Origin of the sequence: Alteromonas sp. KUL150, assembly GCF_009811475.1 — a bacterium.
GTDB classification, from domain to species: Bacteria; Pseudomonadota; Gammaproteobacteria; order Enterobacterales; family Alteromonadaceae; genus Alteromonas; species Alteromonas gracilis.
The window spans coordinates 40,389-61,240 of record NZ_BLIJ01000065.1 but is presented as its reverse complement, the minus strand read 5'-3'; the positions used below and the strand labels follow the sequence as shown (position 1 = coordinate 61,240).

The window sequence follows — 20,852 nt, the reverse complement described above, 5'->3', positions numbered from 1 at the left end:
AAACGCCTATTTTTTTAAGCGCGCTCAATAAACATTGAATCACCATAGCTAAAGAATCGATACTCTTTTTCTATGGCTTCTTGATAGGCTTTCATCACATTGTCTTTACCTGCAAACGCGCTAATCAGCATCATTAGGGTGGACTCTGGTAGGTGAAAGTTAGTGAACATGGCGTCCACCACGTTGAATTCAAAACCGGGATAGATAAAAATTTCAGTGTCTTCGTTAAATGGCGCGATAACGTCTTTATGTTTGCGATCAACGCACGCTTTAGCGGCTGATTCTAGGGAACGCACTGATGTAGTACCTACTGCAATGACTCGTTTGCCGTTGGCTTTTGTTTCAAGCACTGCATCTACTACATCTTGCGGTACTTCCGCGAACTCTGCATGCATCTTATGCTCTTGGATGTTATCAACACGCACTGGCTGAAACGTCCCTGCACCAACGTGCAAAGTCACAAACGCCAAATTCACACCTTTCTCTTTCAACGCAGCTAGAATAGCTTCATCAAAATGAAGACCGGCCGTGGGGGCAGCCACTGCACCTGGCTTTTCATTGTAAACCGTTTGATAACGCTCTTTGTCTGAGTTTTCATCGGGGCGGTCGATATAAGGTGGGAGTGGCATGTGGCCATGAGCTTCTAACAGCGACAGTACAGTCTCATCGTGATCAAATTGCAGAATAAATAATGCATCGTCCCTACCGGTGACCGTTACATTCACCTTCTCTTCTAAAATAAGTTTTGAACCCGGTTTGGGCGCTTTACTGGCACGCACATGGGCAAGCGCAGTGTGGTCAGACGTAATACGCTCTATGAGCACCTCTACTTGGCCACCCGTTTCTTTCTTACCCAGCAGGCGCGCTGGGATCACGCGTGTATTGTTAAAAACTAGCAAATCGCCAGGCTCTACAAATTTCAGCATGTCAGCAAACATAGTGTGTTCTACGCTGCCGCTTTTACCGTTTAGGTGTAATAAGCGACTAGCTGTACGCTGTTGAGTGGGATATTTGGCGATAAGTTTTTCGGGTAGCTCAAAGCTAAAATCTGATAGTTTCATAGTTACAACAATATTAGGTGTTAATGTTAAGCCAAAGTGCAATTTTAAGTATCGTTAAGTTTATACTAAAGGCTAAAGAATTGGCTAAAGCTTACAGAAATGAAAGCAATACAAATCTTAAAGCTCATACTTTTCAGATAGCTACATAGGTTCGTATAATTTCAAATAACTAAGCATCAAAAGAGATACGCGCGACCATCATTCTTTGATAGCATCATTTTTCTTAAACGCTTAAGATAAACGCAGATAGTGATGATGTTCTCCCAATAACATTCCTTATTATTTGTACCCGGCATTTGCTGGGTATTTTTTTATCTGCAATGCCGATATATCATCCACGCTTTCATAATTTAAATCTGGTTATAAACCTGGCCCTGTGTCAACAAAATCTCTACTGCCCAACGATATCCTCTTATTTTACGCGTTTTAGCGCTCAAGGTCAGTTAAGATTTCTTCTAAAAGTGCTGCATCTAATGGACGCGCTTTCAACACATACAAAATTTGTAACAGTAAATCTGCGCCCATTATACCTTTGTTCACTTTGTTTCTAAGATTGTCTGCACTTTGCTCAACCCCAATTTCCTCAAGCCTTTGGCTTAATGCTTGATACTTTACGCCCCGAACCGACATTTCAGACTTCACTACTCTAGCCACCGTTTGTCGCCACGCATTTTTAGCTTTTATCGTCGTCAAGACGGCCTCCAAAACCACACATTTGTGATGTATATTTTACAAAAACACACTTTTTTACACTTAAAGCACGTATTTAATATTGACGATTATGGCATAATGCGTCTACACTGCAAGTCAAGATATTGGCGAGAGTGAAAATAGTCGGTACAGTACAGCGGGTGTCAACACCTTTGATTGTCCTCTTTAACAAGTAAAGAAGCACAATGGGTTAGCGCCACACACGACATTCATTTTCAAAATTATCGCTTCAATAATTAAAGGAGAAAGGTATGAGCTGGGAACTGGAGAGCATCGAGAGCTTCTTAAAAGAGCACGATGACTTTGTGGTAACACGTGAGGAGAACTGCCTGCTTATTGCTAATCAAGACGGCATTGATGCATGGCTTGCTATCAGCGGAGAGCAGATTTTAGTAGAAAGCCTCTTGTTTGCTGCTTCTGATGTGAAAGATAAACCTGCGTTAGACCATGAAATTCTGTCTACCCATATGGTATTTCCTCTTACCACAGTAGGCATTTCAAACATTGGTGGCGAAGAATACTACACCGCCTTTGGTGCACTAAGTGCCCAGTCGAAAGCCGAAAGTATTGTTATTGAAGTTGAAACCCTGTTTCAGAATGTTGCATCGTTCCTAGATGCTTACGAAACACACCTTAACTAAAATTTACTTCTTAAGGAGAAGCGAATGTCAGTGTGGAAAAAACTTATTACCGCAGTAAAAGGTGGTGCTACCGAAGCTGCTCAGTCTGTTGCAGATAGTCAGGCTATTCGAATTCTGGAGCAAGAAATCAGAGAAGCCAAAGAAGAATTGCGCAAGTCAGATCATGCACGTACGCAAATTTTGGCGAAGTGTAAGCTTTCTCAACAGAAAGTCGATAGCTTTAATTCGTCGATTGCAGAGTATGAAGAGCACGCTCGCAAGGCGATTGATAGCGATCGTCAGCTCGCGCTAGACTGCGCGCAGAAAGTGGCTGAACTGAAAGAAGAGCGCGAGCAAGAGCAAGCTTACCTTGACCAGTTTAAGCAGTCAGAAAAGCAACTTGCACATAATATTCAGCAGGCTAAAGCAAATTTGCGTCGACTTGAACAACAGGTTGATATGGTAAAGGCCACTGAAAGCGTTCAGAAAGCACAAGTTGCTGTGTCGTCACGTCACATGGGCGCGAATAGCAAAATGAAGACGGCGACAGAGTCATTGTCTCGCATTCAGGATAAGCAAAAGATGCGCAACGCTGAACTACAAGCCGCGGAAGAACTTGCTAGCGAAGAGTCGAGCAGCGATCTTGAAAAGCGCTTAGCCGAAGCGGGTATTAAAGGCAGTAAAACCTCAGCCGATGACGAGCTAGCGCGAATTCTTGGCAAGTAACTATGTGAAATGGGAGCTTTAACGCTCCCATTTTTAATTCTTGTTACAAAATCATACAGTTAAACTCACCTTATGGTGATAACCTAACCTAGACAAATCAAGCACTTCAAGGCAGAGTAAAGGCACGCATAACAAGGGCTGTTTCTTTTATGTCTCCATGGATAAAACTGCGAAAAATCATGCTGCAATATTTTGCAGAATCACGTTGGTACACCATAGTTGGTGCCACTGCTTTTTACGCAGTAACAAGTTACTGGCTGCTGTACGCTGCTAACGAAAACGATCTCATTGCCAATACCGACTTTGTCTACTGGCTAGCGGTAACCGCCTCAACGGTAGGCTATGGCGACTTGTCTCCTGTCACACCAGCCGGAAAATTAATTGTAGCGCTTTACGTCATACCGCTTGGTTTAAGTATCTTCGCCATGGTTATTGGTCGAATTGCAGCTTGGGTTTCATTAACGTGGAAGAAAGGATTGTTGGGTATGAATAGCTTAATGCTGAATAACCATATCTTGGTAATTGGATGGAATGAGCAGCGTACCATGTTGCTTCTCGATTTGATCCTTAAAGAGCGTGACGCCATGGCGGAGCGCCCAGACATTGTGTTGTGTGTAAAAGCCGATATTACTAACCCAATGCCAGGTGTTATTGAGTTCGTAAAAGTCGACTCGTTCAATAAAGACGAGGACATGGACCGCGCCTGTGTTGGCACTGCCCGAACCATTCTTATTGATAACCCTCAAGATGATGTCACTATGACCACCGCGCTTTACTGCACCAAACGTAACCCGGACGCCCATCAAGTTGCTTATTTTAATGATGATAGCTTGGTCAGCCTTCTGCAAGACCACTGCCCAAAAGTGGAGTGTACGCCCAGTGTTGCTATTGAAATGCTGGTCAAAGCAGCCTTCGATCCAGGCTCAAGTATGCTTCATCACGACTTATTGAGTATTGATGAGGGGCAAGCGCAATTTTCTGTCAAAATCCCGGAAAGTTGTTCAGCAATTTCCGTAGCCAAATTGTTTGTTAACTTGAAACGTAAACACGACGCCATATTTATCGGCTATGCGCCCAATGGTTTGGTGAAAGAAATGGTCGTAAACCCATCATTAGATGCTACGTTGAATCCGGGCGACACGTTATTTTATATTGCCGAGCGCCGAATTAATGCAATTAACTGGTCGTCTCTTGACGCTGACTAAGAGGCCGTAGATATGTTTAGTAAGCTATTTAAAAAAGCGGAACCCAAAAAGCCTAAAGCGCCTGAAATCATGGGGCTTTATCTTGGTGGTTCCTTTGAATTGGATAATTTAAAGCTCTCCCTTTTAGAGCCAGAATTAACCATAGAAGGCGCTGCACGCTCCCAGCTTATTCAAGCAGTTGGCGAAGCACCGCTAGATACTGGCGGTACCCTACTTCGATTTTATACCGATGACGACGGCTTCTTACAGGTCGTTACCGATGGCGGCTTATCAGAAAACCATGTTACTGATGTTAAGCTATGGCACTTTTACGAAACAAAAACCATTGGCAATACTGCCCAGTGGAACGATTGCTTGAAAAACGTCATTAGCCAGCCTACCTATGAGCTAGATGGCAAGGTGTTTACCCGTGTTTGGGGCGCAGTAGGTGACGAATCTCCCCCAGTAGCGGTAACCGAAACCACTTATGAAGAAGATGGTGATGTAAGTAAAACCGACCAGTTTATGATGCTTTACGAGCGGCCTATTGAAAATAATAGAGTAGAAACACTGCTTGTTGTAGGTGAAGAAAAACAAGTGGGTAATAATTTAGACAGATGTTTGGTGGTCTCTACAGGTTTCGATATAGAGCCTGCCGATATCACGATAAACGGTTAATTAAAAAGGAATAGTTATGGATACAATAATGCAGTCTTTGGCAGGCTTAGATAACTTTGCGCTTTACTTTGGCTTGTCGATTGTCTTTCTGTTTATCTTTAAACTCGTGTATGCGCTAGTTACCCCCCACGATGAATGGAAGCTGGTTAAAGAAGATAAGAACGTCGCTGCCGCTATCGGTTTCGGCGGTGCCATTATTGGTTTTGCCATCGCTTTAGGTAGCGCAGCTTCAAACTCCGTTGCCGTGGTAGATTTTGCTATTTGGGCGCTGGTCGCTGTTGTTGCGCAATCTCTCGCCTTCGCCATCTTACGCTTTAGCTTCATGCCAAAAATCGCAGAGCGCATCAACAACAATGAAGTTTCGGCAGGTGTGATGCTTGCCAGCATGTCTATTGCCGTTGGCTTATTAAATGCCGCTTGCATGACCTATTAAGGGGGCAGCGATGACTGATAAACAAAATACTCCGCTTAACCTTCATGAAAGTATGCAAGGTGAAAAGCCAGCACTAAAGCGTACCAAGCACATTGACCTTAGTCGCATGCGAAAAGGCTTTAGTGTTAAGCCCTTGGCGTTGGGTGTCGCCAGCGTTATTTTAAGCGGTTGTGGCGCAGAAAAAGAAGATGCCACTATTTACACTTCACTAGAAGACTGCAAACAAGACTACCCTGGCGCTGTAGAGCGCTGTGAAGCGGCTTACCAAACGGCGGTAGACGAGGCCATGCGCACCAGCCCGCGCTTTAGTTCTGAATATGACTGCGAACACGAATTCGGTCCTAATCAGTGCCAGCAAGTGAATAATGGTGGTGGTAGCTTCTTTATGCCATTTATGGCGGGCTATATGGTGAGTTCTTTGCTTTCACCAAGTCGTTATTACTCTCAACCTTTATACACGTCGTATTCGTATAACTCACCGTTTCGTTCACGCTGGATAACCGCAGACGGCTATGTCTTCGACGGTGATATACGAAAAAGAAATTACCGCGTAAATAAGGATGTTTATAAGCCTAAGCCCACAGTGAACCGCACGATGAAACGAGGCGGGTTTGGCAGCAGCGTGCGTGCTAAATCTTCTTGGGGCAGCAGCAGCCGTAAAGGCGGCTGGGGCGGATAACTATGTTTAGAATGCCATGCCAGCCTCGCAAAGGCTGGCAGCAACTGGCCAACGAGTTCGGTTTTCATTTTCATACCATGTATGGCGAACCCTACTGGGATGAGAGCGCCTACTACCAATTTACGCTAGCGCAAATCGAAAACGATATTGAAGATCCTACCGCCGAGCTACATCAAATGTGCTTGTCGGTTACCGAGGATGTGGTGAATAGTGAGGAATTACTCACTCGCTTTCGCATCCCAGAACAGCATTGGGACTTAGTACGCAATAGCTGGCGTGAGCGAGAACCAAGCTTATATTCACGTCTTGATCTCGTTTATAACGGCAAGGGGCCTGCAAAATTATTAGAGAACAACGCAGATACGCCCACCAGCTTGTATGAGTCAGGCTTTTGGCAGTGGCTGTGGCTATCGCAAAACGTAGACCGGGGAAAGCTGCCCTTGCACGCCGACCAATTTAACAGCTTGCAAGAGAAACTGGTGCACCGTTTTCGAGAAATAGCCCTTCATTACAATATCAATCAGATACACATGGCGTGTTGCAAAGATACCGTAGAAGATCGCGGAACCGTGCAGTACCTTCAAGATTGCGCAAAGGAGGCTGGCCTAAGCGCCGACTTTACTTTCATTGAAGATATTGGCTTGGCGGACACTGGCGTTTTCACTGACCTTCAGGATGCCCCCATCACAGATTGCTTTAAGCTTTATCCTTGGGAATTTATGCTGCGCGAAGAATTTGGCGACATATTAGAAGATGCTCAGGTTAATTGGATAGAGCCGCCATGGAAATCAGTAATTTCTAATAAGGCGCTTTTGCCTCAGCTCTGGAAAAAATTTGAGGGCCATCCCAACCTTCTCCCCTCTTATTTCTCAGATGAAATAAGCGCAAAGAGTCTGTCTGGAAAATGGATTAAAAAGCCACTTTTTTCCAGAGAAGGCGCCAATGTATCTATGATTGAGAGTGGCATTGAAAATGTGCTCAGCGAAGGCCCGTATGGTGAAGAAGGCTTTATTGTTCAAGCATTTGAACCTTTACCCGTTTTTGAAGGTAATCATACGCTTATAGGGAGTTGGTTGGTAGATGACATGCCAGCGGGTATTTCGGTAAGGGAAGATGCGTCTGCTATTACTCAAGATCTTTCTCGCTACCTTCCTCATATTATTCTGTAGTCTATTTTAGGGGCCCTTTTGATGAAGCCGCTTTCTTTTCAAATTCGCGTACTGCTAACGCTAGGAGCACTGTTAATTGTAATAGAAGCTGCCAACCTGCTTACCGGTAATGCACTCAACCAATTTGGTGTAGTGCCGCGCACGCTATCAACATTACCCTATATTTTTACAGCCCCTTTTCTTCACGGTACGCCAACCCATTTAATGGCAAACTTGGTTCCCTTATTATTATTTATGTGGCTAACCATGCAATGGGGAAAGCGCACCTTTATTATTGCCACGTTCAGCGCACTTATTATAGGTGGCTTGGGTGTGTGGCTATTTGGCAGAACGGCAACACATATCGGCGCAAGTGGTATGGTATATGGCTATTTCGGCTTCCTCGTATTGGCTGGCTTTCGTAGTAATAAAGTGCGGTATTTACTTATTTCACTCGTGGTTGCTGCGCTTTACGGCGGAATGCTAGTTGGCGTACTTCCCACATCGAAATTTATTTCCTTTGAATATCATTTATTTGGCTTTCTTGGTGGCTTATTTGCCGCATGGCACTGGGCACGCTAATTAGTTCACGTATAATTGGCCACAAGATAAGACGTTATTAGAAGATATGTCAGCAGTACAAGAACCGACTCAAAAAAACCAAGGCTTTTTCGGCAACCTAGCGTTTAACATTGTTATTCCCGTGGTTCTGATGAGCTATGCAAGTTCTGAAGATTATTTAGGCCCAGCGTGGAGCATTGTTGCTGCATTAAGCTTTCCAATTGGCTATGGGTTATGGGACTTAAAAGAATCTGGAAAGGTCAACGGCTTTTCTGTGCTAGGTATTATCAGCGTGCTGCTCACTGGCGGCTTCAGTTTACTTAAACTTCCTGCTGAATACATTGCGATTAAAGAAGCGGCGATACCGGGTCTTATCGGCATTGCGGTACTCATTACTCAATACACCAATAAGCCTTTGGTTAAGATCCTCATCCTAAACGACCAAATTATCAACTGGCCTCATCTTAACCAAGTACTAGATGCCAAAAACAAACAGAGCGAATTTAAAAAGAAAGTAGCGGTTAGCTCTTATATCGTTGCCAGCTCCTTTTTTCTTTCATCGGCGCTTAACTACATACTGGCTAAAATGATTTTGGTTAGTGAACCGGGCACGACCGCTTATACCGAAGAACTTGGTCGAATGACTGCGCTCAGCTATCCAGTGATTGTCATTCCGAGCATGATTTTGCTTATTGCTGCCCTTTGGTATTTGTTTGCGCAAATTAAAAAGATTACTGGCGAAGAACTCGACAATTTTATAAATCAGTAATGCGTTTACTACTAAGGGGCTCACCGCCCCTTTTTTGTTTCTCTAAAACAGCTACGCCTTTTAAGCCTAATACCTCCCCCATACGTATAGAGTTTACTGCTGAGTATTGTCGGCGCTTATAGACTATAAAAATACCTGCCTATGCTGATTATAAACAAGTTGAAAAAATCATTTTCTGCCTCAGAAAAGCCGCTGCTAAACAATCTTGAACTTACATTAAATAGCGCTGAATCAGTAAGCATTCAGGGCGCATCTGGCTGCGGAAAGTCAACGTTGCTATCGCTAATCGCTGGTTTCGACAGGCCAGATAGCGGTGACATACTCATCGACAACTTATCTATTACGAAACGTACAAATAACGCTCACGACATTGATGGGTTTCGCAAAAACAAACTGGGCATTGTTTTTCAAAGCTTTAACTTATTCGATTGCTTTAACGCATGGGACAATATTGCTTTCACAGCACGGCTTAAAGGAAATTACGATAAAGGCTATCAGCAAGCGCTTATGCAGCAGCTAGGTATTATAGCACTTTCCAAAAAGCCCCTTAGCCAGCTTTCTGGTGGTGAACAGCAGCGCTGTGCCATTGCCCGTGCCCTTGTGCATCGCCCTTCCCTTGTGCTAGCCGACGAGCCTACAGGTAACTTAGATGAAACCACCAGCGAGAGCGTAGCGGATCTGCTTTATCAAACCTGTAAGAATACTAATACCGCGTTAGTGGTAGTTACGCACAGTCGTGATGTGGCCAAACGAGCAGACCGAGTTATGAGACTGCATAAAGGTGTACTAGCAAACGCTGAGTCTGAAGACACGTTTGTTTAAACCGATATGTAGTCCATGACATTGCGAAGCCATCCAACACCAAAATAAAGCACCAAAACAGCAAGTAAAAGGAGAAACGGTTGCGTACCTTATTGCTCACTACCTTAGCTCTCTTTGCTATGGCGAAAAAGCGCTCGTGGGAGCCGTTGCTTATTATTTTTGCAATAGTGTTGGCAAATACAGGGTTAATTACCGTTCTATTGATAAACGAGGGCGCCACGCAGGGTGAGCTGCTGCAAAATAAGCAAAGCCTTTTAACCAATAGCCTTGTTACGCCAGCTGACAAGGCGGTAAATTTCACCAAAGAGCAGTATTCGTTATTGCGAAGAAGTGGTTTTACTCAGCTTATTGCATTTACTACACGAGATATCACGCTAACCTGTAGCAGCGAGAAAAACGAAGCTCAGGAAACCAAAAAGCATTCGACGATTACGCTGTTAGGTATAGATTCCCAGCCATTTCTGGGAAGCCGGATGCGAGGCTTTTCGGTGCCTGACATGTCTTTACTTCAAAACTCAATGTCCTCTTCGCAAGCTTCATTGAAAAGTAACGGACGGATATTTAGTCCAAAGCCATCGAATTCACAGCGCTCAGCCTCAGATACGTTTGATGTTTTTGCAGTAAATGGGCTTCTACATCCCGCCACAAGCGCGAAGCTTAATTGCCATAGCCACCATGTGCCGCCGCAAATAAAGTCAGCAGAAGGTAACGAAACACGACTTTTCTGGCCTGCGACTATAGCTGCCAGCACTACCAATCTGGTTCCCCAAGATACGCTGGTGATTCCAATTGACGATTTCTATAAAGCCGGTGTTAATTTAAACGATGGGCAATTTCCACTTGCCGGGTTAATTGCTTTAACTGCGCTCAAAACGCAAGACGTTAGAGATATAGAGGCGGTTCTTGGTACACCCGTCTCGGTGACGACTTCAGGTTCCACAAATGAAACAGGCTCTCTACCCGACAGCTTTCGTTTAAACCTGTGGGCGATGAGTGGACTTATGGGGGTAGTAGCGCTATTCATCGTGCTTAATGCGCTTAATTTAATGTACCGTACACGCTTACCTAACATCATTCGCTTTCGTCAGTTGGGTATTTCAAGCACAATATTAACGAGTGCTTTATTCACAGAACTCCTTTTGTATTGTCTGATGAGCATACCTATTGGAATGTTTATAGGCTTTCAGGCCGCGACTTTGCTCTCTCCGGTAATCAGCGGTACTTTTACGTCGCTGTTTAACGCGGTGTTTGTGAACCCCGATGTTAATTTGCTCTCGCTGTTTGGCCTGGCGCTATTCGTAACATTTCTCTCGCTAGCCCTGTTTGCACTCGTACCGGTATCAAAGCTTTCAAAGGCTTTGACCGTTAATCGAGTGAAGAAAACGAAAGGCGCTTCTCTTTTATTTGTTCTGACTTCAACACTGTTTACGCTCCTGTTGCTCTTCGCTGTAGAGCAGGTTGTCACCTCAACCGCTTCTGCACTTCTCTTCGTTGCACTGCTTCTGCTATCTAGCTGTGTGCTAGTACTATTATGGCTTCCAATTATCGCAAAAGCACTAACAGGCATTACGCCCAAAAAGTGGCCGGTGTTTTATTATGTTATTGCCAATATGCATTCATTATCGGGCAAAACCCGCCTTGCAGTATGTGCTTTTTTCATCGCCCTTACCGCCAATATTGGCATGAATACCATGACGGATAGTTTCAGAAACGCAACCGAGCAGTGGTTAACCCAAAGGCTTTACGCCCCCTTCTATTTATATACCAACCAGCCTCTTTCAAGGGTGAAGCTTTTACCCTCCATGACCACAACACCTCTTTTGAAAGTAGAAGGAAAAATCATAGGCGTCGCTGGAAACGGAGGGGGCGCAATAAGCAGGGTAGATGCGCCCACAAAGATATCTATAAGTAGCTACCCTGTTCACGACACCGGCAAAAAAGCACTAGTGTTAGATTCAGTACTTAAAACAGTTTCAAGCACTGTTTCGGGTTCAATGTCAGGCCCAATGTCAGGCCTAGTGCCGAATCCAGAAAAAAGCACGTCACCACAGAATGGACTAAAGGGAAACAAAGCGATTAATTCTGTGTGGCAAAAATTCATTAACGGCGAAGGTATTTTTATCAATCAACAGCTTGCCTACAAGCATGACATAGCGCTAGGTGATACGTTGGCTATTTCGAGTATCAAATTTCGTCAGTCAGAAACATCGGACAACGCTGCGCTAAATGATCAAATAGCACAGGCTGGTTCAGAGGTAGGTTCAACTATCTTTTCAACAATGCCTACGTGGAAAGTCCTCGGCATTTACCCTGATTATGGGAATCTGAACGGTCAAGTATTGGTACCCCTGCCCTTCTTTGCTACGCAGGATGATGTAGTTAAAAACGCATTGTACTCTGGCGTAATGGCAATCTATCCAACGGTTAAAACCGATAGACCTGAAGCCAAGTTCACTGGAAAGAATAAAGAGAGGGGCGGTGGTTATGGCGGTGATATTAGCGACGGATCATCGACGCCTCTTAATTCAAACGACGCTAAGTTTAAAGCTGAAGTAGAAAAAATGCTGGATGCACAGCCCCAAATGCAAGGTAAATACACCTTGTATGCCAAGCAAAATTTACTAGATATCTCTATGCAAACCTTTGATAGGACTTTTGTATTGACCGATGGCCTAAATATTACAACGCTTTTAGTTGCAGGCATTGCTTTTGCAGTTTCACTGACGGTATTAACCCTGGGCAGCGCGGCGCAGCTATCGGTACTTAGAGCCCTTGGAGTAAGCCAAATCAAGGTGAAATTTGCACTCTTTATGCAGTACATGTTGCTGTGCTTTATGTCTGCACTTCTTGCCGTACCTTTTGGTATTTATCTGGCGTATGTATTTATCAACTTAGTAAACAGATACGCGTTTAACTGGACATACCCGCTCGCCATTAACGCACAAGTCATTGTATCTAGCGTGGGCTTGTCTCTGCTTATCGTATCGCTGGTACTGCTGCTTCCTTTGGGCAAGTTAAAGCCAAAAATCGACTTAAGGCAGGAGGTTCAGCTATGACGCTAAATCATGCTAAAAAGCTGTCATTACAACTGTTAAACCACTATCTAAAGCAATGGAAAAAGTTATTCGTAAGCCTGTTAGATAAAGAGGAAAAACAGATAAAATCTTCAGCACTGCTTGGAATTATCGCTGCGTGCTGTTTATTAACGGCTTGCAGCGAGCCCGCCGATGAAACGATGAAAAATGAAACCGGTGGTAAAAATACCTCCTACACAGAAGCTAGTCTCAATACAGCGGATAACACTGTAAAGAAACCGGACAGTATAAATAATGAAGTGAATAACACACCCAACCGCTTCTTTGGAGACATGGAAACTAGCGCTCGGTTTACCTCTGTAGAGCGCAACAAGCCCTTACGGTTGCCTTCTGATCACAAAAGCCATCCTGATTTTCAGCTTGAATGGTGGTATTTAACTTTCGTATTGGAAAGCGAAACTGGCGATGAAATCGGCCTTCAATACACTCTCTTTCGCTTTAATACCAGTGACGATGCTCATATCGATGCCACAAGTAGTAGCTGGTCAAACGGGCAGCAGTGGATGGGACATGCATCACTTTATACCGCAAACGCTCATTACTTCGAAGAACGCTTCGCTTCTGGCGGCGTAGGCAACGCTTATGTTCGCTCACAACCGTTCAGCGCAGCCATAGACGATTGGGTATGGGAAAGCTCAACAAAAGATATAGATGACAACAACAAACGCGAAAGCATGTTTCCGTCCACACTGTCTTTTGCATTTGGGCAAACTAAGCAAGTAATGTCTGACCTACCTGAAAAAGAAAACCAACAGGCATCATCACCTGCTGCATTAACCAGTGCTCACAAGCTCAACGATAATGCCGTAGCTGTATCGCTGAACCTCACCACTTCAGGCCCTTTTATTAAGCATGGTGAAAAAGGCTACAGCAAAAAGACCGAGGACGGGCGTCTGCGCTCGTACTATTACAGTCAGCCTTTTATTCAGGCAGAGGGCGCTATTAACGTTGACGGTAAAGCGATAAAGGTAAAAGGAAACGGTTGGTTCGACCATGAGTGGACAAGCCATCTAGCCAATAATCAAGCCATGGGATGGGATTGGTTTTCGCTTCATTTAAACGATGGCAGTAAGTTGATGGCTTTTCGCATGCACGCCGCTAACCAGAGCGAGAAAGTACGTAAGGATAACGACAAGCATGGCGAAAACCTCGTAAACGAGGTTTACATAACCGCCAGCTACATCACTGAGAATGGAAATAAAGAGACTCTGAGCCAGAATGACATTTTTATCTCCCCGTTAAAATATGCAACGATACAACGTGAGAATAGCCGCCATGTTGTTCCCTCTCATTGGCAAATAAAGATCCCTTCAAAGGATATCGACGTGACTATCTCTGCGTTTAAGAAAGATCAGTGGAATGACAGTGTTTTCCCCTACTACGAAGGGCGAGTTCAGGTAAAGGGAAGCCACTCAGGAAGCGGCTTTATGGAGTTGACAGGCTATTAATAGATAGACCAGTTTATGCGTTCGCTAAGCGAGGTTAGTGCGGCAACGCCTAGCTGGGAGTTACCTACGCTGTTAAGCGCTGGTGAAAATACGCAAATTGAGAAACGGCCAGGTACAACGGCAACAATGCCACCGCCTACCCCGCTTTTACCTGGCAGCCCCACTTTGAATGCGAAACTACCTGCTTCGTCGTACATACCGCTGGTTGCTAACAGGGCGTTCACCTGTTTAGTTTGATAAGGCGTAAGCACTTGTTCGTTGGCGCAAGTAGAAAAACCTGCGTTAGCGAGAAAACTGGTAGAGCGCGCCAAATCTTCACAGCTCATTTCCAGTGCGCAGTTATGGAAGTAGTTTCTAAGCACATCCTCCACCTCATTTTCAAAGTTACCGTAGGCTTTCATCAAATAAGCCATTGCCGCGTTGCGAGAGCGATGCTCAAATTCAGATTCTGCTACTACTTTATTAACAACAATCTCACCGTTACAACTTAAGCGTCTTACAAAGTCTCGCATGGCAATGAAGGGGGAAGCAAAACGAGACTGCACCATATCGCTAACCACCAGCGCTCCGGCGTTGATAAAAGGGTTTCGTGGAATACCATTTTCATATTCTAGCTGCACTAACGAGTTAAACGGCAGACCTGAGGGCTCGCATCCCACGCGATCCCACATGGTTTCTCCATAGTGATTAATAGCTAACACTAAGTTGAAAACCTTCGAGATACTTTGAATAGAAAAAGGCACGCTGGCATCGCCGATTGACGTAATTCGCCCCTGGGTGTCACAAATTGATATACCAAATTGTCGTGGGTTTACCGTCGCCAGAGCCGGAATGTAGTCAGCAACCTTTCCCATTCCCAACATAGGTTCAACTTCTTCAAAGATATCTTGAAGTAACGACAGCATTTCGTTTTCCATTCTCTGTTATAGCCTCATTTTTTGCTGATAAAAATAAAGCGCCTGTTATATAACGTCGGCGCTTTATTTATGACAAGATACTTCTTAAATCAAAGAAGCTATCGCATTAACTAGTTGCAGTGCCAGTCCTCTTTAAAATTACACTGGCCGTCATCATCTTCGTCAGACGTAAGCTCTATATTAGTAGATACTTTCTTCGATGGAGGCGCGATCTGTACCGGCTGCTTTTTATCAATAAAGCTGAAGATTTTCTTCGCAATATCCGTATTGTCTATTTGCCCCATGAACGATTGATACCCCGCACCGAAAGCAAATACTTCAACATCTACCCCAGTATGGCCGCCAGTGGTCCAGCCTGTGTTAGTTTTTGTATCTAAAAAGGTCTTCACAGCCATGAAGCGTGTCTTATCATCCTGGTTAGATACGCTATCAAGGGTAGCAAGCTCTTCTTCACTTAAAGAAAGACCTAGCTTTTTCGCAACAAACTCGCCAGGATTCTCTTCGTTCGCCATTTCAAGAGCAATAGTCATTACTGATGCAGACATTGACTTCAAATGCTCTGGGCTCCAGCGATAGTCGCCATTAGCACCAATCGTTAAACCGCCGGTACTGTGATCGGCAGTTAACACGACCAAGGTGTCGGGATTAGCTTTAACGTAATCCCGTAGATATTCCATGGTAAGCGCTAAGTCGTGCATTTCAGCCATAGCAGAAGCGATGTCATTTGAATGACCAGCCCAGTCTACCTGACTTGCCTCAACTAAAAGAAAGTATCCGTTATCGTTTTCTAAATGCTTGATGGCATTTTGCGTTAGGTACTCAAGGCGATTTTTACGCTTATCATCAAGCACTGCAGGCAGCGCTACAGGTGCAAATAAGCCCAATACGTTACTCCCTGCAGGTACTGATGCTAGGCGGTTGTATGAATCAGCATATTCGTAGCCCGCATCAATAAACTCGGCCAAGATGTCTCTGTCTTCACGTTCAAAGTATGAGGTTCCACCACCCAGCATTACATCAGCAACGAACTTTCCATCGGCGCGAACATCGAAAAAATCTTCAGCAATTTCGTTATAGTTCTTACGGCTTTCATTGTGAGCGATGTAAGAAGCAGGCGTCGCATGAACAATTTGAGAAGTCACCGCTAAACCAGTTCGCATACCCTTGCTTTTCGCGTGATACATCACTGAGTTTACAGGCTGCTTATTTACATCAACGCCAATTGCACCATTATATGACTTCACGCCAGTAGCCAATGCAGTAGCCGCTGCGGCTGAATCTGTTACATAGCCAGAAACTTGAGCAGGATAAGTCGATGCATTGCCAACTAAGATATCGTCGAACACAACGGGTTCTATCTTAGGTGTTGAAGGATCGTCAACAAAATTACGATATGCCGTTGTGTAGGCAGGCCCCATACCGTCTGCAACAACCATAATAATATTCTTCGGTACAGATTGTGGATAAAGACTATTTGGGCTGGCAGGCTGATTTGCAGATTCAGTGATACCGCAACCCGCTAAAACGGCGATTGACGCACAGCTTAAAACGGATGTGCGAACAAATTGTTTAATCATTTAAACTTCCCTGAGTAAGTTAAAAGTATCTAAAAGCCCTTTTAATCGGGTGCAGATACAAAAATCGGTGCTATCGCTACTATTCGCTAATGTGCACTTATGTTTGTTAAGCGATAGAAAATAGTAGTGTAATGCAGGCAGGCAAGATGCTCAAAGCTTTTGGATAAAAATGCTGCGCCACCAGATGACTAAAGGTTCATCTGGCAACGCTAGGAGGTCAAAATACGAAAGGGAAAAAAGGGCTACTTATTGTTGGTAGACTCAAGATATTCGCGCATGCGCTGCTGAGCAACGTCAACAAGCATATCTGGTTGGAATTTTGAAATAAATCGATTACATCCCACTTTTTCTACCATGGCGTCGTTAAAGCTGCCGCTTAGGGACGTATTAAGCGCAATAAACAAATCACTCATTCTTGGATCGCCGCGCACCTCTGATGTCAGCCTATATCCGTCCATCTCTGGCATTTCAGCGTCGGTAAACATGAGTAATATCTCGTCGGTAGGATTTTTGCCTTCATCAGCCCATTTCTTCAGCAATGAAAGCGCTTCAGCGCCGTTCTTACGCTCAATAATGGTAACACCAAGCTGTTCCAAGGTATCTTTGATTTGTTTTCTTGCGGTGCTGGAGTCATCCACTATAAGCACTTTCTTGCCCACAAAGTGGTTAACTATTTCTTTGTCCAGTACTTCCTCAGAGATAGATGTGTCGTAATCAATGATTTCAGCTAATACTTTTTCAACGTCAATTATCTCGACCAGCTCTTGTTTACCCTCAATATTCACCTGAGTTATGGCGGTTAAATAGTTTGACTTTCCGATTGCTGAAGGAGGCGGCTGAATAGAGCCCCAGGAGGTGTTAACAATGTTTTTAACGTTACCAATGATAAAACCCTGAATGCTTCTATTGTATTCAGTAATGATCACGTTCTTCGCCGTTTCTTCGGTAGACGTACCGCGCATTTTTATAGCTTGTCGTAAATCGATGATAGGAATTGAGCTACCGCGGTAGTTCATCACGCCTTTGAGATTATGGTGAGAGCCAGGCATGATGTTAAGTTTTGGAACATTAATGACTTCTTTAATTTTAAAGACATTCATGGCAAAAACGTGCCGTGTTCCAAGCTGGAACATCAAAAGCTCTAGTCTGTTTTCACCAACTAGCTTGGTTCTTTGATCAACTGACGACAGTACACTGCTACTCATAAAACCCACTTTTTATCTTAATATCAATTAGCTAGCCAAAATATTGCAGGCATGTTACCGCCGTATTTGCTCGCGGAAATTTACCCTGCCTTCTCACACAATACCATTACCCTTTTAGCTAATAGACTGATTAAACAAACGACAGCAACTACCGCTTACTGTGCATAACATCGTACTTGCTAATATATGTACGCCACTGTACACCCCTGTACGCCATTGTACGCCCCTGCACACCCCATACATTCACAAAATAAATGACCGCAATGCAAAATATATATTTCTATTATTCCAATTCCGGCACTAGGATGAAATGGAATCAACGGGAACGCCCTACAGCGTAAACATAAACAACGTTAAGTATTTTAATTATAGTCGGGAGAGACGCTCATGTCGCAATATCAACAAGACATTGATAACTTCGCCACATTAAAGGCAGCACAAAACGGAACTTGGGAAGGCATTAATCCAGAGTTCGCTGCACGCATGAAGGTTCAAAACCGTTTCAAAACAGGTTTAGACATTGCTCGTTACACAGCAAGTATCATGCGCAAAGACATGGCTGAATACGACGCAGATTCGTCTCAGTACACACAGTCACTTGGCTGCTGGCATGGTTTCGTAGGCCAACAAAAAATGCTTTCTGTTAAGAAGCATCAAGGCACTACAAGCAAAAGCTACCTTTATCTTTCAGGTTGGATGGTAGCAGCACTTCGCTCTGAATTTGGTCCTCTTCCTGACCAATCAATGCACGAAAAAACATCAGTATCTGCACTTATCGAAGAGCTTTACACTTTCCTTCGCCAAGCAGATGCGCGTGAATTGGGCGACCTTTTCCACAAACTAGACGACGCAAAGAAAAATGGCGGTGATGTAGCGGCTATCCAAGCAGAAATAGACAACTACGAAACTCACGTAGTGCCAATTATTGCTGACATCGACGCAGGTTTCGGTAACGAAGAAGCAACATACCTACTTGCGAAACAAATGATTGAAGCTGGCGCGTGCTGTATCCAAATCGAAAACCAAGTATCGGACGCTAAGCAATGTGGTCACCAAGACGGTAAAGTAACGGTTCCACATGAAGACTTCTTAGCAAAAATCAATGCAGTACGCTATGCATTCCTTGAACTAGGTGTAGATGAAGGTGTAATTGTTGCACGTACTGACTCACTAGGTGCTGGTCTTACTCAGAAAATTCCTGTGTCTACCTCTGAAGGTGACCTAGCTGCCCAGTATAACGCCTTCCTTAAAACGACTGATGTTGCGGGTGTGGAAGACCTAACTGAAGGCGACCTAGTGCTTAAGCAAGGTGGCAAACTTGTTAAGCCTGAGCGCTTACCAAACGGTTTATTCCGCTTTAAAGACAACACAGGTTTTGACCGTGTAGTACTTGACTGTGTGACGTCGCTTAAGCACGGTGCTGACCTACTTTGGATTGAGACTGAAAAGCCTCACGTTGGTCAGATCGCTGAAATGGTTAACGCTATTCGCGAACAGGTTCCAAACGCTAAGCTGGTATACAACAACTCTCCATCGTTCAACTGGACGCTTAACTTCCGTCAGCAAGTATTTGACGCATGGACAGAAGCAGGCAAAGACGTTTCTGGTTACGACCGCGCAAAACTGATGTCTGCTGACTACGATGACAGCGAACTTGCAGCAGAAGCTGATGAGAAGATTAAGAGCTTCCAAGCTGATGCAGCACGTGAAGCGGGTATCTTCCACCACCTTATCACGCTACCTACTTACCACACTGCAGCACTGTCTACTGACAACCTTGCAAAGGGTTACTTCGGTGAAGAAGGCATGCTTGCTTATGTACGCGGTGTTCAGCGTCAAGAAATTCGTCAAGGTCTAGCGTGCGTTAAGCACCAGGCGATGGCAGGTTCAGACCTAGGTGACACGCACAAAGAGTACTTCTCTGGTGAAGGTGCACTGAAAGCATCTGGTGAAGACAACACCATGAACCAGTTTGACGTATAACGCGAACAGGTAAAGAGTTAAACGGAAAGTATCCCAACCTTTCCTACAGGGCACCTTCGGGTGCCCTTTTTTATGCCTCACATTTATTTTATTTATGCCCTCAACAAAAAATAAAGAAAACTATCTTTTTTTTGGCTTCATAAAAAAACTACATACTCATTAAAAACCAATAACTTAAAAATATTAAAACTATTCATTTAAGACTAAACGCTTATCTGACATTGCAATAAAAAAGCTTTATAATAGTTACGTTTAATTCAGTTTAAAAAGAGCATTAGAATAATGAATATAGCGAAGGTCGACCTGAATTTATTGGTTTATTTGGATGTGCTGTTGCGCGAAGGAAGTGTAACGAAAGCGGCAAACCAGCTAAGCATTACTCAACCAGCAATGAGTAACGGCTTAAAGCGCCTTCGCGATCTGTTTAAAGATCCGCTTCTCGTTCGCACCAGTGACGGGATGACACCTACTAAGCGCGCACTTGAGCTACAGCCTATTATTCGCGATGTGCTTAGTCGATTAGAAAGTTCTATTCAGCCAGAGACTGATTTCGACCCCTTAACCAGCGACAGAACCTTCCGCATAATGACCAGTGACTATGCGGAGAGTACTCTGCTACTTGAATTAGTGGGCAGGCTAGCCGATTTAGCGCCTAATATTACCCTCGACCTTATCACGCCAAGCGACGTGACGTTTCACGATGTAGAGCAAGGTAAAGTGGATATGGCAATTAACCGCTTCGATGAACTGCCTTTGTCGTTTCACCAAAAAGTTATCTGGTATGACACCTTTAGCTGTGTAATGAGTGCCGACCACCCGCTAGTTGAAAAATGCGACCTTGAGGGCTATCTGAGTGCTCAGCATATTTGGGTTAGCAAAACTGGCTTTGGCGTGGGCGTGGGTATTGACCCAAATGAAGTTCAAAAATTGGGGTGGGTTGACGCTGAGCTAACAAAAATTGGAAAACAACGCGCTATTCGTGTGTTTACGCGTCATTATCATGCAGCCCTGCAGATTGCGAAAAAGCAGAAGCTTATTGCTACCTTGCCAAGTAAAGCTGCCCGTTTATTTAAACACGACCCAGACGTAGTAATTAAAGAGCCCCCTTTCGACATCCCGCCTATTGCGTTAAAAATGGCGTGGAGTGCCCTACTTCACCACGATGCAGGACACATTTGGCTACGCCGTTTAATCAGCGATGTGGCTAGCGAAATGAACGCCGGCTAAACATTCAC

19 protein-coding genes are annotated in these 20,852 nt (G+C 44.3%); 14 read left to right on the top strand and 5 right to left on the bottom strand.

Annotation, left to right across the window (positions count from 1 at the left end; translation table 11 throughout):
* Nucleotides 1-14: 14 nt before the first annotated feature.
* The gene (gene queA / locus GVO62_RS15235; RefSeq protein WP_159119963.1) at nt 15-1,061 is read right to left on the bottom strand and encodes a tRNA preQ1(34) S-adenosylmethionine ribosyltransferase-isomerase QueA; all 1,047 of its coding nucleotides are present in this window, start codon (nt 1,059-1,061) and stop codon (nt 15-17) included.
* A 426-nt stretch (nt 1,062-1,487) separates the two neighbouring features.
* Nucleotides 1,488-1,691 (bottom strand): DUF6471 domain-containing protein, encoded by a 204-nt coding sequence (locus GVO62_RS15230; RefSeq protein ID WP_233095149.1) that lies wholly within the window; start codon nt 1,689-1,691, stop codon nt 1,488-1,490.
* Between the two features lie 332 nt (nt 1,692-2,023).
* Here GVO62_RS15230 and GVO62_RS15225 point away from each other — a divergent pair, with 332 nt between their 5' ends.
* The 12 genes from GVO62_RS15225 to GVO62_RS15170 all read left to right on the top strand — a co-directional run bounded on the left by GVO62_RS15225 (nt 2,024) and on the right by GVO62_RS15170 (nt 13,935).
* Complete coding sequence (locus tag GVO62_RS15225; protein WP_159119962.1) at nt 2,024-2,413, top strand: DUF2170 family protein; 390 nt, start codon at nt 2,024-2,026, stop codon at nt 2,411-2,413.
* 24 nt (nt 2,414-2,437) lie between these two features.
* A complete protein-coding gene (locus GVO62_RS15220) occupies nt 2,438-3,118 on the top strand; it encodes a PspA/IM30 family protein (RefSeq protein WP_105931621.1) in 681 nt (226 codons plus the stop codon).
* 149 nt (nt 3,119-3,267) lie between these two features.
* Nucleotides 3,268-4,323 carry a potassium channel protein gene (locus tag GVO62_RS15215; RefSeq protein WP_173359997.1) on the top strand — a complete coding sequence of 352 codons (1,056 nt, stop codon included), beginning with the start codon at nt 3,268-3,270 and terminating at the stop codon, nt 4,321-4,323.
* 12 nt (nt 4,324-4,335) lie between these two features.
* Nucleotides 4,336-4,980: a YjfK family protein gene (locus GVO62_RS15210; RefSeq protein WP_159119961.1), complete on the top strand. Its 645-nt coding sequence runs from the start codon at nt 4,336-4,338 to the stop codon at nt 4,978-4,980.
* Nucleotides 4,981-4,996: 16 nt separating this feature from the next.
* The gene (locus GVO62_RS15205) at nt 4,997-5,413 is read left to right on the top strand and encodes a DUF350 domain-containing protein (protein ID WP_105931619.1); all 417 of its coding nucleotides are present in this window, start codon (nt 4,997-4,999) and stop codon (nt 5,411-5,413) included.
* A 10-nt stretch (nt 5,414-5,423) separates the two neighbouring features.
* On the top strand, nt 5,424-6,092 hold the full coding sequence (locus tag GVO62_RS15200) for a DUF1190 family protein (protein WP_159119960.1): 669 nt from the start codon (nt 5,424-5,426) through the stop codon (nt 6,090-6,092).
* A gap of 2 nt (nt 6,093-6,094) precedes the next feature.
* Nucleotides 6,095-7,261, top strand: coding sequence for a glutathionylspermidine synthase family protein (locus GVO62_RS15195; protein ID WP_159119959.1), 1,167 nt, complete (start codon nt 6,095-6,097; stop codon nt 7,259-7,261).
* A gap of 21 nt (nt 7,262-7,282) precedes the next feature.
* On the top strand, nt 7,283-7,822 hold the full coding sequence (locus tag GVO62_RS15190; protein ID WP_159119958.1) for a rhomboid family intramembrane serine protease: 540 nt from the start codon (nt 7,283-7,285) through the stop codon (nt 7,820-7,822).
* Between the two features lie 46 nt (nt 7,823-7,868).
* Entirely contained in the window at nt 7,869-8,570 is a 702-nt protein-coding gene (locus tag GVO62_RS15185; RefSeq protein WP_105931615.1) for a VC0807 family protein, read from the top strand.
* Between the two features lie 141 nt (nt 8,571-8,711).
* On the top strand, nt 8,712-9,392 hold the full coding sequence (locus GVO62_RS15180; RefSeq protein ID WP_159119957.1) for an ABC transporter ATP-binding protein: 681 nt from the start codon (nt 8,712-8,714) through the stop codon (nt 9,390-9,392).
* Nucleotides 9,393-9,511: 119 nt separating this feature from the next.
* The gene (locus tag GVO62_RS15175; RefSeq protein ID WP_159120013.1) at nt 9,512-12,448 is read left to right on the top strand and encodes an FtsX-like permease family protein; all 2,937 of its coding nucleotides are present in this window, start codon (nt 9,512-9,514) and stop codon (nt 12,446-12,448) included.
* Complete coding sequence (locus GVO62_RS15170; RefSeq protein WP_236547191.1) at nt 12,445-13,935, top strand: lipocalin-like domain-containing protein; 1,491 nt, start codon at nt 12,445-12,447, stop codon at nt 13,933-13,935. The genes GVO62_RS15175 and GVO62_RS15170 overlap by 4 nt, the downstream gene beginning before the upstream one ends.
* On the opposite strand, the gene glsB is transcribed toward GVO62_RS15170, so the two are convergent.
* From glsB to GVO62_RS15155, 3 genes are all read right to left on the bottom strand, one after another.
* On the bottom strand, nt 13,932-14,840 hold the full coding sequence (gene glsB, locus GVO62_RS15165; protein WP_159120011.1) for a glutaminase B: 909 nt from the start codon (nt 14,838-14,840) through the stop codon (nt 13,932-13,934). The genes GVO62_RS15170 and glsB overlap by 4 nt on opposite strands.
* A gap of 122 nt (nt 14,841-14,962) precedes the next feature.
* Complete coding sequence (locus GVO62_RS15160) at nt 14,963-16,429, bottom strand: alkaline phosphatase (RefSeq protein ID WP_159119956.1); 1,467 nt, start codon at nt 16,427-16,429, stop codon at nt 14,963-14,965.
* Between the two features lie 242 nt (nt 16,430-16,671).
* A complete protein-coding gene (locus tag GVO62_RS15155) occupies nt 16,672-17,634 on the bottom strand; it encodes a chemotaxis protein CheV (RefSeq protein WP_159119955.1) in 963 nt (320 codons plus the stop codon).
* Nucleotides 17,635-18,021: 387 nt separating this feature from the next.
* On the opposite strand from GVO62_RS15155, the gene GVO62_RS15150 reads away from it, so the two are divergent.
* Nucleotides 18,022-19,617, top strand: coding sequence for an isocitrate lyase (locus GVO62_RS15150; RefSeq protein WP_120961413.1), 1,596 nt, complete (start codon nt 18,022-18,024; stop codon nt 19,615-19,617).
* A 282-nt stretch (nt 19,618-19,899) separates the two neighbouring features.
* Nucleotides 19,900-20,844: a LysR family transcriptional regulator gene (locus tag GVO62_RS15145; protein WP_105931610.1), complete on the top strand. Its 945-nt coding sequence runs from the start codon at nt 19,900-19,902 to the stop codon at nt 20,842-20,844.
* The last annotated feature ends 8 nt before the right edge of the window (nt 20,845-20,852 follow it).